Origin of the sequence: Paenibacillus sp. 1182 (assembly GCF_017833915.1) — a bacterium.
In the GTDB taxonomy this organism is placed as follows: Bacteria; Bacillota; Bacilli; order Paenibacillales; family Paenibacillaceae; genus Paenibacillus; species Paenibacillus polymyxa_D.
Map to the genome: position 1 here is coordinate 53,774 of NZ_JAFICR010000010.1, position 13,649 is coordinate 67,422.

Annotated in this window: 13 protein-coding genes; 2 read left to right on the forward strand and 11 right to left on the reverse strand. The window is 45.0% G+C overall.

Annotation, left to right across the window (positions count from 1 at the left end; all coding sequences use genetic code 11):
• Positions 1-62: 62 nt before the first annotated feature.
• The gene (citZ, locus tag JOD82_RS19550; protein WP_029516623.1) at positions 63-1,175 is read right to left on the reverse strand and encodes a citrate synthase; all 1,113 of its coding nucleotides are present in this window, start codon (positions 1,173-1,175) and stop codon (positions 63-65) included.
• Positions 1,176-1,520: 345 nt separating this feature from the next.
• Here citZ and ytvI point away from each other — a divergent pair, with 345 nt between their 5' ends.
• Positions 1,521-2,639, forward strand: coding sequence for a sporulation integral membrane protein YtvI (gene ytvI, locus JOD82_RS19555; RefSeq protein WP_039269897.1), 1,119 nt, complete (start codon positions 1,521-1,523; stop codon positions 2,637-2,639).
• 29 nt (positions 2,640-2,668) lie between these two features.
• Here ytvI and JOD82_RS19560 read toward each other — a convergent pair whose 3' ends face one another.
• The 7 genes from JOD82_RS19560 to JOD82_RS19590 form a co-directional block, all read right to left on the reverse strand.
• Entirely contained in the window at positions 2,669-3,067 is a 399-nt protein-coding gene (locus tag JOD82_RS19560; RefSeq protein ID WP_013309596.1) for an FxsA family protein, read from the reverse strand.
• On the reverse strand, positions 3,064-3,582 hold the full coding sequence (locus JOD82_RS19565; RefSeq protein ID WP_029516620.1) for an acyl-CoA thioesterase: 519 nt from the start codon (positions 3,580-3,582) through the stop codon (positions 3,064-3,066). The genes JOD82_RS19560 and JOD82_RS19565 overlap by 4 nt, the downstream gene beginning before the upstream one ends.
• Positions 3,583-3,716: 134 nt before the next feature.
• A complete protein-coding gene (gene pelA / locus JOD82_RS19570) occupies positions 3,717-5,006 on the reverse strand; it encodes a pectate lyase (RefSeq protein ID WP_029516619.1) in 1,290 nt (429 codons plus the stop codon).
• A 287-nt stretch (positions 5,007-5,293) separates the two neighbouring features.
• Entirely contained in the window at positions 5,294-6,136 is an 843-nt protein-coding gene (gene pstB / locus JOD82_RS19575; RefSeq protein WP_039269891.1) for a phosphate ABC transporter ATP-binding protein PstB, read from the reverse strand.
• Positions 6,137-6,153: 17 nt separating this feature from the next.
• Complete coding sequence (gene pstA / locus JOD82_RS19580) at positions 6,154-7,050, reverse strand: phosphate ABC transporter permease PstA (RefSeq protein WP_023987910.1); 897 nt, start codon at positions 7,048-7,050, stop codon at positions 6,154-6,156.
• Positions 7,050-7,982 (reverse strand): phosphate ABC transporter permease subunit PstC, encoded by a 933-nt coding sequence (gene pstC, locus JOD82_RS19585; RefSeq protein ID WP_029516617.1) that lies wholly within the window; start codon positions 7,980-7,982, stop codon positions 7,050-7,052. The genes pstA and pstC overlap by 1 nt, the downstream gene beginning before the upstream one ends.
• A 106-nt stretch (positions 7,983-8,088) precedes the next feature.
• Entirely contained in the window at positions 8,089-9,012 is a 924-nt protein-coding gene (locus tag JOD82_RS19590; RefSeq protein ID WP_029516616.1) for a phosphate ABC transporter substrate-binding protein, read from the reverse strand.
• Between the two features lie 208 nt (positions 9,013-9,220).
• Between JOD82_RS19590 and JOD82_RS19595 the strand changes: the two genes are divergently transcribed.
• The gene (locus JOD82_RS19595; protein ID WP_165145288.1) at positions 9,221-10,111 is read left to right on the forward strand and encodes a LysR family transcriptional regulator; all 891 of its coding nucleotides are present in this window, start codon (positions 9,221-9,223) and stop codon (positions 10,109-10,111) included.
• Between the two features lie 99 nt (positions 10,112-10,210).
• Here the strand turns inward: JOD82_RS19595 and pyk are convergent, their stop codons facing one another.
• From pyk to accD, 3 genes are all read right to left on the reverse strand, one after another.
• Positions 10,211-11,641, reverse strand: coding sequence for a pyruvate kinase (gene pyk / locus JOD82_RS19600; RefSeq protein WP_165145285.1), 1,431 nt, complete (start codon positions 11,639-11,641; stop codon positions 10,211-10,213).
• 125 nt (positions 11,642-11,766) lie between these two features.
• On the reverse strand, positions 11,767-12,750 hold the full coding sequence (locus tag JOD82_RS19605) for an acetyl-CoA carboxylase carboxyltransferase subunit alpha (protein ID WP_039269886.1): 984 nt from the start codon (positions 12,748-12,750) through the stop codon (positions 11,767-11,769).
• Positions 12,751-13,644 (reverse strand): acetyl-CoA carboxylase, carboxyltransferase subunit beta, encoded by an 894-nt coding sequence (gene accD, locus JOD82_RS19610; protein ID WP_029516612.1) that lies wholly within the window; start codon positions 13,642-13,644, stop codon positions 12,751-12,753.
• Between the last annotated feature and the right edge of the window lie 5 nt (positions 13,645-13,649).

The following is a 13,649-nucleotide window of genomic DNA, read 5'->3' on the forward strand; positions in this document are numbered from 1 at the left end:
CTCTATTGTACCTTATTTTTTAAATTCAGGGTATACAACCTCAATCTTCCTTCGACAAGGGGTTAGCGCAACTCTGGTGATACGTATTTTTGATCCATTGGACCTGTATATTCGGCGCGAGGACGAATCAGGCGATTATTTTCATACTGCTCTAAAATGTGCGCTGTCCAACCGGATACACGACTCATAGCAAAAATAGGTGTAAACAGGTCTCTCTTGATACCCAGTTGGGTATACACAGAGGCAGAATAAAAATCCACATTGGGCTTCAAGCCTTTTTGTCCTGTTACAATTTCCTCAATTCGAACTGACATATCAAACAACGTTGTGTCGCCGTTCATTTCCCCCAGCTCGCGGGACATTTTGTGCAAGTGCTTGGCACGCGGATCACCGTTTTTATAGACTCGGTGTCCAAAGCCCATAATTTTTTCGCGATTATCCAGTTTCGCCTGGATATAGGAGTCCAACTGATCCAAACCACCAATCTCCTCCAGCGTTTTGGCCACAGCCTCATTGGCTCCACCATGCAGTGGTCCTTTTAAAGCTCCAATTGCAGACGTGATTCCGGAATAAATATCCGACAATGTGGCTACCGTTACACGCGCAGCAAAGGTAGAGGCATTTAATTCATGATCGGCGTGCAGCACGAGAGCCTGATTGAACGCTTTAATAGCCGTCTCCTCTGGATCCTTGCCAGTCAGCTGATACAAAAAGTTTTCAGCGATAGAAATACCTTTTTTAGGCGCAATCGGCTCCAAGCCCTCGCGTATACGTGCTATAGCTGCCACAATGGTAGGCAATTGCGCCTGAAGCTTGACGGTTTTGGTCACATTAGACTCTCTCGACATATCATCCGCCTCTGGGTCATACAAAGCGAGAGACGATACGGCTGATCTCAAGGCAGCCATCGTGCTCAAATCTTTCGGATATAACTTTAATTGAGTAACAATTTCATCCGGAATAGCAGCGTATTCGCTTAACTGGTTGCGAAGCTCCTGCAATTGCTCTTTATCAGGTAATTTCCCAAACCACAACAAATAAGCTACCTCTTCAAAATCGGCGTTAACAGCCAAATCATCAATGTTATAACCCCGGTACGTGAGAACGCCATCTACGATAGAGCTTATGGAGGAAGTGGTCGCTACGATCCCTTCCAGACCTTTAGTCGCTGTCATCGTTACATCTCTCCTTTGTAAAAACATTGTGAACGGACTTGCAATGTAAACATTTTCAAAAGTAAGATATGCCTTTTAAATAGCCGAGTAATGTTAACGCCATATGTCAATATTTAAACCTTCTTTCACTATACTGGATTTTGTCGTTTATGTGAACATTGAGGGCTATTCCAACACATTCAAATGTTTTATCGCTTCCATAAATAAATTTTTGAAACCCCTTACAAAAAATATTGATTCATTTGCACTTTTTTACACAGGTCTTGTCTCCCCCCTTTCCCGCATATGTATAGTAGAGCATTTATTTTATGAAATACTATCGTAAAAGAAAGGAGTCGTGAGAGCTTGAGCCGGTTAATCCTGAATCGCATATTTCGTGCTCTATGGGTGGCAATCGTGATTGTAGCTCTGTTATTGGGCATATATGTGCTTTTCCCTCTCGTCTATCCTTTCCTATTCGCCTGGCTTGTGGCTTATGCCATGAATCCACTGGTTGGTTTTCTGCGTAACAAAGCCCGTATGCCACGTTGGACGGCTGTCACGTTCTCATTATTTGTATATTTAGGTGGAATTGCAATTATCCTATCTGCAGCAATCACCCGCATAGTCCGAGAAGTTATAAAGTTGGCCATGACTTTTGACGGGCATATTGAGCGTTTTAAAAGCCTGTTTATCGATTGGACACAAAGCGATTTGATTCAAAATGTAATTATTGAAATTAACCATTTTATCCGGGATAATCCGGATTACCAACATACCATTAACAGTAATATTGATAAAACAACTCAAACCGTCAGTTCGGCTGTCACTACGCTAGTCGCTCAATTTTTTAATGGGGTTTTGAACTTGCTGACCTCTCTGCCTAATATGGGAGCAGTTCTAATGGTTATTGTATTAGCAGCTTTTTTTATTAGTAAGGATTGGGACCGACATAGTCGGATGCTCGCAAACACGGTTCCTGATACGATTCGCAAGCCATTGTCGGATATATGGCACGATCTACGTAAAGCACTGTACGGCTATTTGCGTGCACAGTTTATTATCATCTCCATTACGGCATTAACGGTCATTGTTGGGCTGTTCATATTGCGTGTGGAATCCGCCTTTACCATCGGTTTAATGATCGGGCTGGTGGACTTGCTACCTTATTTGGGGGTTGGCATTGTGATGATTCCGTGGATACTGTATGCGTATATGTCTGGTAATTTGGCGCTAGGGGTAGGATTGTCGATCCTTTATATCATCCTGTTGATTGGACGACAGATCGTGGAGCCTAAGGTGCTGGCCAGCAGCGTGGGCTTAAACCCGCTTCCCACCCTTATCGGTATGTTCATCGGGCTCAAGCTATTTGGCGTTTTAGGACTCATTATCGGACCTGTATCACTCATTGTCGTTGATGCACTGAATCGTGCGAATGTCATTCAGGACTTGCGCAATTATATTCTCGCAGGAAGAGTCCGCTAGATCATGGATAGGAAAAACGGCAGCTCACGTCAAAACCGCCGAAACGTAATACTGCCGTTTTTCATTTTTTTCTCCAGCCACTTTAATAAAAAACGTCGGTACAACGCTCGTGTTAAAGGGAACACCAACGTAAAACCAATAATATCTGTTAAAAATCCGGGGATAAGCAGCAAACTCCCACCAAAAAAGACACATAATCCATCCAGCATTTTACGGCCGGGCATTTGTCCCCGATTCATTTCATTTTTCGCATCGGCAATCACCTTACGACCTTCAAATTGCATCATGGCAGCCCCGATTAGCGTCGTCAGAATGATGAGTAAAATCGTTTTGCCTGCTCCAATCCAGTGACTTACCCATATAAACCCGTATAGCTCCGCCAAAGGAATGAGCAGCAGCAACAGCCACAGACGTTTACGCATCATCATGACTTCTGTCCCTCCCCGCCTGTAAAAGCAAACCTTAATGCAGTGTACAGCTCAGGTAGCGCCTGGTCCAGTCGAACGGGCTTCCATTCGGTGTTCACCCATACGTGACGTGTCATCCCAGTGACGAGCAGCTCTCCCGGCAGCGTGTCTGCCTGGGTCCATACCTTTCCCAGATACCTTTGATGCTCATCATCCGTTACCCGCCGAACCTCATAGATATAGTTTAGACGCAGTCTGGAGAAGTCGGTAATTGCGGTATAAACGGTAATTAAATCATCATATCGAGCAGGACTCGCATATTTCGCATTGATTTCAATAACTGGCAGCAAAACTCCACGTTCCTCCATGCTCCGATAGTTAAAACCCGTCTGTCGGATCATTTCGGTACGCCCGATCTCAAACCAGTTCAAATAATTTGCATGATATACGACCCCCATCTGGTCGCTTTCCTGATAACGGACACGTAGCGGTGCGCCATACCAGCGTAATTCCGTTTGTTTCTCCTCTTGAGTCATACAAGCTCTCCTATCTTTGTGCATCTTTATCTCTATTTTGCCCTCTCTCCATTAAACCATATTTACAGCCCGGGAACAAAAAGAGGGCAGACCGACCGGTCCTCCCTCGCAAATCATATATAATAATGCCTTTATTATTGTGGCAACGGCTTGGACAGTTTATAATATCCGCTATCCGAAGCCAGCTTAAGCAAGCTCTTAGCTTGGCTTCCCGCCCAGGCGTAACCGAGTCGTCTTTCCTCACTAATTTTCATGATGTCGGTATACTTTTTGCCATCCCGGTCTGAAAAGAAGTATTTATTGTCTTCCACATTATAGAACCGATACCACATTACACTCGATGCGTCCTTTTGGAAAAACTCCGGACCTTGACGATTGTATTTCATACCGTCGATTCGGTTCGCGTCAAACCATTTCAAAGCACTTTGAGCCGCTTTTTTCACTTCAGCGGTTTGCGGCTGGGACATGAGAAAAGCAGTAATGCCTACTGATTCCGTAGTTGTTTTGGAAGGTAACTCAAATGCCCGGGCTTCAACAGATGCATAAGTAGCCGGATCGTGCTGTGCACCCCAGATTGTTGGTGTACCATTATTTACAATTTGAGATTTAATTGTGTACTGGATACCTTTGTTTAGCGCTTGCTGAAGTCTGGAGCGGTAAGAGTTATCCAGAATATCGCTATCAAACGGCTGCTTCTTGTTCACGATATCGTCAGCCAAAACCATAACTCTGACCATTGCATCATCATTATAAGTTACAGCATCGGAATAATTACCACGTTTAGGGTATACTTGAGGCCAGCCACCGGAGGAATATTGAGAAGTTAGTACGAAGTCAACTGCTTTTTGTACACTGATCTTAATGTCTTTATTTTTGGTTTTTTTGTATACATCCGCCAAAAAGCGAATCTCGGTTGTCGTCGCCTCGTTATCGAACGTTCCGAGTTCAACACCATCCTTGCTCTTCCATGTGGAGCGTGCAGCTTTGCCATCCCATTTGGATTTATAATTCTTTTCCATAGCTTTGAAGAATCCGCCATGTGGCAATTGCCAGGATACAATATTTAAGGCAAGTGTAGTATCCTTGGATGTATTCCCCGTAGAAAACTTACTGAAATCGCGCATCTTGTTTAGGATGCTGTCTGTATTGACAACAGCGGTTGGCTTCGCCACAGCCGACAGCCCAAATAATTGCTCACGATCCAACACACCTGAATTTACATCGTCACCATAAACGTCCCGTCCCACAGCTGAATCTGTGGTAAGCTCATAAGAAGCAGTAGCCGATTCACGTACTGAATCATATGTAGCCGGCACAATCTCCTGTGCCGCAGCCCATGAGGGACTTAGGAGCCCTGACGTTACTGTAATCGCCAAACTTGAAAGCGCTATCATCTTTACAGTTGGACACATCTTCTTCTTCATTTGAACCTCTCCCTTATTTTAAGTTGGGTCATTGCGTTCAGTTTAACCTATACATTCTTGCTGAGGATTCTTTTGGATAGTGAGAGGGACTGAACCACTATTTATGCATGATAAATAGTTAGTTGTATTATATGAAAATATATCCAAACGATCAATATATTTTAATTTACTAATAGATTAAAAAAGTTAAAAAACTTTGAAAACAATAAAAATCCTCTTACTAATGCCGGATTAGTAAGAGGATTTTACGTAAAGCTAATATAAAGTAGGTCGATGAGCAACATCGCTTAACCAAATCGACCCATGATGTACTCCTGAGTCAGCTCATTTTCAGGATTCGTGAAAATATCGTTCGTTTTCCCATGTTCAACCAGACTTCCGATATAAAAATAAGCAGTATAATCGGAAATTCGTGCAGCCTGCTGCATATTGTGCGTCACAATAACGATGCGCAATTCTTTTTTCAATTCGGTAATAAGCTCTTCTACCTTGCCTGTAGACACAGGGTCCAGCGCTGAAGCTGGCTCGTCAAGTAACAGAATTTTCGGTTGAACGGATAGAGCACGTGCAATGCAAAGCCGCTGCTGTTGCCCGCCAGACAGCGCTAGAGCGGAGTCGTGAAGGCGATCCTTGACCTCATCCCATAATGCTGCTTTACGCAGGCTGCTTTCGACGATTTCATCAAGCTGTTTCTTCTTGCGCACCCCACGATATTTAGGACCGAAGGCGATATTATTGTAAATGGATTTGTAAAAAGGGTTGGGACGCTGCCACACCATGCCAATTTGCTGACGCAGCTTGATCACGTCCGTTTCCGGTGCCGTCAAATCCTGTCCATCCATCCAGATGTGTCCCGTTGTAGAGGAAGATGCAATCTCATCATTCATCCGATTAAGGGAGCGCAAAAAGGTCGATTTACCGCAGCCGGAAGGCCCGATCAGGGCAGTCACTGTCTGCTCGGGAAAGGCTAGATTCACTTTTTTCACAGCCTCAAAGCTGCCATAATAAATACTCAAATCCTCAGTACTGAACGGATGCGGCGGTTGCCCCACAAGCTGTTCCGAACGCGTAGACTGAACGGATGTTGCTGGTGCGGCGGTTTTTGCCGTTCGCGTAATCACATGTTCCATTGTTCTCCATCCCCTTTCTAATCCATACGTTTGGCAGCTGTCAGACGGCGGTATACAACTCTTCCGAACCATCTTGCACTCAAGTTGAATGCAAGCACAAGCAGCACCAGTACGGCAGAAGCGCCTGCAGCAATATCTTTGGAGTCAGGAGCAATCCCCTCACTATTGACCTTCCAAATATGAACAGCCAATGTCTCAGCAGGTCGCATCGGGTTAATAGGCGATCTAGCATGCAATGGATTCCAATCAGTAAAATCAAGCGGCGGCGTACTCATCCCTGCTGTAAACAGCAATGCTGCGGCTTCCCCGAAAATACGGCCTGCGGCCAAAATGGTACCCGTAATCAAGCTTGGCAGCGCAGCTGGCAACAAAATGGAGGTAATGATTTTCCACTTGGACAATCCAAGCGCAAGTCCAGCTTCCTTTTGCTCCTTCGGTACAGCTCGGAAAGCCTGCTCCGTTGTGCGAACCATCAGCGGCAGGTTAAATACGGCCAAAGCCAAGGCTCCTGATAAGAGGGAAAAGCCAAAATCAAACGTATTTACGATAAGTAGTAGTCCAAACAATCCGATGACGATAGACGGGAACGAGGACAATACTTCGACAACAAGTCGTATAAAGTCCGTAATTTTTCCCGGCTTTGCATATTGCGCCATGTAAATACCTGCGCCCCAGCCAATCGGAATGGTGATAATCAAAGTTAAGATTAACAAAAATACGGAATTAAATAATTGTGGTCCAATGCCACCGCCTGCACGTAATGTTTGGGGAGCACTGGTTAGAAAGTCAAAAGAAATATGACTGACTCCGCGGGCCAAAATGAAGCCCAGTAATCCCACCAAAAGTGCAACAATGAACAAGGCGAAGAAACAGATTACAAATGTAGCGATCTTGTCGGTCGTTTTAGCTTTCATCAAACCCGGTTTCTCCTTTCAAGCAGCCTTACCAGCAGCACGAAAATGAATGTCATGAGCAGAAGAACAAGCGCCATACTCCAGAGAGCATTGTTATGAACAGAGCCCATCGCTGTATTCCCCATGCTAAGTGTAATGACACTGGTCAAGGTCGAAGCGGATTCCAGCAAGGAATGCGGTATGTGCGGAGCATTCCCGATTACCATCTGTACAGCCAACGCTTCTCCGAAGGCACGAGCCATACCGAGAATAATTCCTGTTAAAAGAGCAGGCAACAACGTCGGAATAATAACACGAGCAATTGTCTGCCAGCGGGTAGCACCCAAAGCATAAGAGGATTCACGTAGCCCCCCCGGCAAGGAAGACAACGCATCCGCCATAATACTCGTAATCGTCGGCAAAATCATGACTGACAACACTAGGCAGCCTGCCAGAATGCCGATGCCTTGTCCTCCAAACACGTTCCGTAGCAGCGGGACGATTACGGTCAAGCCGACAAAGCCATATACAACAGACGGAATACCGGATAATAATTCAATCGCGGGTTGAAGGATACGCTTACCCGATTTCGGCACAATTTCCGTCATAAATAAAGCCGCACATAAGCTGAGCGGACTGGCAATTAAAGCCGCCAGTATGGTTACTGCAAAAGAACCCGTAATAAACGGAAGTGCGCCGAAGGACTTAGGCTCGCCATCCGGACTCCATTTGGTTCCAAAGAAAAACTCTCGCAGACTGACTCCATTCACCGCAAATGTAGCTACACCTTTGGAGGCAACAAAATATACGATGGAGACAATAACCGCAACTAAAAAAACGACACAAACCGACGTATATATGCGGCCGGTCCATTCTTCCCAGTAATGTCTTTCTTTCATAACTCGGGATCGTTTATTCTGTTCCATGTATGCCTTCCCTTCAATTGGTCCCATACTGTAACTCCTTTAACCGAAGAATAGAGGCCGGACGCTAGTCCGCCTCTTCTTCGTGAATATACTCGCGTTAGCTGCGTTCATCGAACAGGAGGTGTGACTCTCCTTATTTCGTGATATTACCGTCAGCATCACGTTTCACTTGCATACCTGATACTGGAATGTATCCCAAGTCTACGACATCCGTTTTTTGGATTTCATCTGACAGAATGTAGTCCAGGAATGCTTTCACATGCTCTTTTGGCTCACCTTTAGTGTACATATGCTCGTAAGCCCATACTGGATATTTACCTTGTTCTACATTTTCAACGTTAGCTTCAACGCCATCGTATTTCAAAGCAGTTACTGTGTTGTCGATGTAGGACAGAGCCAGATAACCAATCGCACCCGGTGTTTCAGCAATCAGCTTTTTCACAGTACCGGAGGAATCTTCTTGAATGGAGCCCGGCAGATCTTCTGTTTTTTGTCCCAATGCGTATTTTTCAAATGTTGCACGAGTACCGGAGCTGCTTGGACGGTTTACAATAACGATTTTTTGATCCGCACCGCCAACTTCTTTCCAGTTTGTGATTTTACCTGTGAAGATTTGTACCAATTGATCTTTTTTCAGGTCTGTAACGCCTACTTTAGGATTCGCTACCGCTGACATGGCTACAACAGCTACTTGGTGATCGACCAGCTCATCTGCACCGCTCTCCAGTTTTTCTTTTGCAAACACGTCGGAGTTACCGATGTCCGCTTGTCCGCCGGAAACCTGAGTCAAGCCAGTACCGCTACCGCCGCCCTGTACTTGAACTGCAATGCCTTTATATTTATCGACAGCCATAAATTTTTGTCCCGCTTGCTCTACCAATGGTTGAAGTGCAGTGGAGCCCACAGCCAGAATGTTTCCTGTCAGTTCAGCAGCTGCTTTATTGTCTGTTCCTGTAGCAGCTTCTCCTTGTGGTGCAGCATTGTTACCTGATCCACAAGCTGCAAGTGCAAATACCATGGTGAGAGTCATCAGAATGAACGGCCATTTTTTCAACATTTTTTATTGTCCTCCCCTTAGTTAAGTGACGGTTTTTTATTTATGACCATCAACACTTTTACATTGTAGGCCTGGAATGTTAGACGAACGACGTGGTTTTGTAAAACAAATATAAAATATTGATAGATAAATTATTTTTCGGTATATAATTAATCTATAGTTTGAAATTCATATATGAATGGACATATAAGGAGAGCTGTTGGATTCCATGAATATTCTAAAATTGCGTATCTTGATGCTGATCGACAAATTCCATAAGGCGACGGATGTGGCCGAAGCTTTGCAAGTCAAACAACCTACCGTCAGCTTTCATATGAAAAGCTTGGAAAAGGAAATGGGTGTTTCCCTATTCTCTCTTCAACAAGGCAGGATTATGCTAACGGAAGCTGGAAAAAAATTATTACCTTACGCAAAGCAAATCATCTCTCTGGAGCAAGAAGCTAGACAAGCTGTAGATGAACTGACAGAAGAGTCACAGGGTCAATTACATCTAGGTGCTGAGTCGATATCAGGTACGTATCTCCTCCCCACTTTGATGGCTAAGTTTGCTGAGCGGTATCCAGATTGTCGTATTCAGTTAGAGATTCAATCCCCGGATGCAATTAGGCAGCTACTGAAACAGGGGGAAATTGATTTTGCTTTTCTCGACGATAGAGGATCTCTTCCAGAGTATACAGTGGCAGAGCCAGTGGCTTCAGATCAAGTAGGAGTTATCCGTTCTGCACGTGCACCTGAAGTCAAATTAGAGGAGTTCGATGGAACCGATATGCTGGACAAGCACACATGGGTAAAATATAGCGGTTCATCCGTTGTAGATCTGTACTCCTCGCTAGTTAAGCCCCATCTGGAAATCAACTCTTGGGAAGCGGTAAAGCAAGTCGTAAGCGGCGGAGAGGCGCTTGCCTTCTTTCCTGCAAGCGGAGTCGATAATCATGAAAATGCTGCTTCCTCGGTGGAGTGGCTTCCTTATCCCGAGGCTGATAACAAAAGGAGCCATTATCAAATAAACATCGTGTATCAACAAGATACACACATGAACTTAATGCAACAGGCATTCCTTGATTTCATACGACAAGAAGGACTAGAAATAAAAAGCTAGAGAACATAAAAAAGAGCATCCAAGTCTTATTGACTTGAATGCTCTTTTGCTTGTTGTAACGATACATACAGCCTCGGTATTATTTCACGGAGGCTTTAATTACGCTTGTGCTGGAACGCAGCTAATTTTGATCAGGTTCGTAGAACCGGAATCACCAAGAGGTACGCCCGCAGTAATCACAACCAAATCGCCCTCTTTAACGAGGCCAGATTTGCGACCACCTTCCAGCGCGTTGTCAAACAGACTGTCTGTTGTGTCAACGATTGGTCTGCCTTGTACTGCATGTACGCCCCAGATCAGAGCCAAACGGCGAACTGTTCTTTCCTGTGTTGTCACAGCAATAATCGGAGCTTCTGGACGGTATTTAGAAATCATACGCGCCGTTGTTCCGCTTTGTGTGGACGTCAGAATCGCTTTAGCATGCAAGTCAAGTGCAGAAATAGAAACGGATTGGCTGATTGCTTCTGTGATACTAATCTCTTGAGCCGTTCTTTGTTTTTTGAACAAATCACGGTAGTTCAGAGAGGACTCAGCTTTTTCTGCAATACGTGACATTGTCAATACGGATTCTACTGGATATTTACCCGCAGCTGTTTCGCCGGACAGCATAATTGCATCTGTTCCGTCAAAAATAGCATTCGCCACGTCACTTGCTTCCGCACGAGTCGGACGCGGGTTACGTTGCATGGAATCCAGCATTTGTGTTGCCGTAATAACAGGCTTGCCAGCTACATTACATTTGTTAATCATCAATTTTTGCGCCAGAGGTACTTCTTCAGCAGGAATTTCCACACCAAGGTCACCACGGGCAACCATCAGGCCATCCGAAGCTTCCAAAATTTCGTCCAGGTTGTCCACACCTTGCTGATTTTCGATTTTGGAAATGATTTGAATATGACTTGCGTTGTGTTTCGCCAGCAATTCACGAATTTCCAGTACATCACTTGCTTTACGAACAAAAGAAGCCGCGATGAAATCAATGTCCTGCTCAATGCCGAAAATGATATCATTAGCATCTTTCTCCGTAATACCAGGCAAAGAAATTGCAACGCCTGGAACGTTAACGCCCTTCTTGCTTTTGATCGTTCCGCCATTGACAATGCGGCATTTGATTTCAGTGCCTGATACTTCAATAACGGTGAGTCCGATCAGACCATCGTCGATCAGAATGGTGGAGCCGGGCTCCACGTCCGAGGGAAGATCTTTGTACGTAATAGAAATACGATCTTGCGTACCGAGAATTTCTTCCGTTGTCAGCGTAATGAACTCGTCCTGAACAAGCTCAATAGGTTCAACTTCGAGCTTTCCTGTCCGGATTTCCGGCCCCTTCGTATCGAGCAAAATAGCAACATTTTTGTTAAGCTCCTTACAAGCTTGACGGATGTTTTTAATCCGGTTGCCATGCTCCTCGAAATCACCGTGAGAGAAATTCAGGCGGGCTACGTTCATACCAGCCAAAATCAGTTTCTTCACATTTTCCAATGACTCACTGGAAGGACCGATGGTACATACAATCTTAGTTTTGCGCATTTGGGTTTTTCCTCCGTTTTCAAAGGTGCTACTCTTTATATCTTTTTCCAACAATTAAATCTACTACACTTTTTCCTATTTGTATAGGAAGTTCGTCATATTTATTGTTACCCGTTTACAGCGTATTACAACATAGGTTCAGTTTCCGAAGACTTCAAGAAGGTGTATTGACCTATTTTTCGGAATTTCTGATACCGATCTTCCCTCAATTCATCGCAGCTCATATTGGTAAGTTCCGCCAAATGACGTTCCAATAGCTCCTTGATTGCGGCAGCGGTCACTTCATAGTTACGATGCGCGCCCCCTTTCGGCTCCGGCACAATATCCTCGATAATTTCCATGCGAAGGAGGTCATTAGCCGTAATCTTCATGGCTTCAGCTGCCTGATCGGCCTTGGAAGCATCTTTCCATAGAATCGAGGCTGCACCGTTTGGAGAAATGGCCGAATAAATGGCATGTTCCAGCATCAGCACACGGTTACCGACTGCAAACGCAAGCGCACCGCCGCTTCCACCCTCGCCGATGACCACACAAATAACAGGCACCGAAAGCTTTGCCATCTCCCGCAAGTTGCGGGCAATCGCTTCCGATTGACCTCTCTCCTCTGCTGTATTACCCGGATAAGCGCCCTTCGTATCAATGAATGTAATAATAGGGCGTTTAAATTTCTCAGCCTGCTGCATCAGACGCAAGCCTTTACGGAATCCTTCCGGATGGGCACTACCAAAAAAACGTGCAATGTTATCTTTCGTATCCTTACCACGCTGCTGGCCAATGACGGTCACCGGAATACCATTCAGCTTGGCAATCCCGCCTACAACCGCCAAATCATCTCCAAACAAGCGGTCGCCGTGTAATTCAATAAAATCCGTAAACACCTGCTCTATCAGATCAAGAGATGTTGGTCTTTGATGATGACGAGCCAAATGCATTTTTTGTGGTGCTGTAATGTTCGAATATATTTCTTCTTCCATCTCGAGATAACGTTCCTCGAGACGGTTGATTTCATCTGTAAAATCAATTTGCTTATCCTGTCCGAATTGCTTGAGTTCTTCGATCTTCTGTCGCATCTCGACCAGGGGCTTTTCATAAGGCAATTCGCCAGCCATCTATTCCTCCCCTTTCACACTGTGTAGATCAAGCAGTTGCCCAAGGGTATCGCGCAGTTCCTTGCGATGTACAACCATATCCAATTGTCCGTGCTGCAAATTAAATTCGGAAGTTTGAAAATCATCCGGCAGCTTCTGTCTGATTGTCTGTTCAATTACAATACGCCCTGCAAAACCGAATACAGCTCCTGGCTCTGCGATATTAATATCTCCAAGCGTAGCAAAGCTAGCGGATACTCCACCTGTAGTCGGGTCGGTGATAACAGAAATATACAGCAATCCCTGCTCATCCAGACGAGCAAGAGCAGCACTTGTTTTTGCCATCTGCATCAAGCTTAAAATACTTTCCTGCATACGTGCCCCGCCGGAAGTCGAGAAAATTATTAGCGGCAGACGCTTGTCTATTGCTTGCTCAATGGCGCGCGTAATTTTCTCTCCTACGACTGAACCCATACTACCAGTAAAAAAGTCAAAGCTCATCACAGCAACGACAACAGGGTGTCCATAAATAAGGCCGTCGCCCGTAACGACAGCCTCTCGCAAGCCAGATTTCAGGGTCTGTTGCTCCAGCTTGCTCGCATATCCCGGAAAGTCCAGCGGGTCAACCGAAATCATATCGGCATCATATTCCGTAAACGTGTCTTCGTCGAGCACCATGCGAATACGATCCATTGCATTCAAACGCATATGGTATCCGCACACCGGACACACTTTCAAATTTTTCTCTAGTTCTTTGCTGTATTGAATACTTCCGCACTTGCCACATTTGGTCATAAGACCTTCGGGAATTTCCCGTTTGGGACGATCCGGCATGTCCGCTTGATCGCCGCTCAGCGCCCGTTCCGAAGGGATGGTCGCGTATTTACGCTTCTTTTGGAATAAATCTTTAAACACAACTA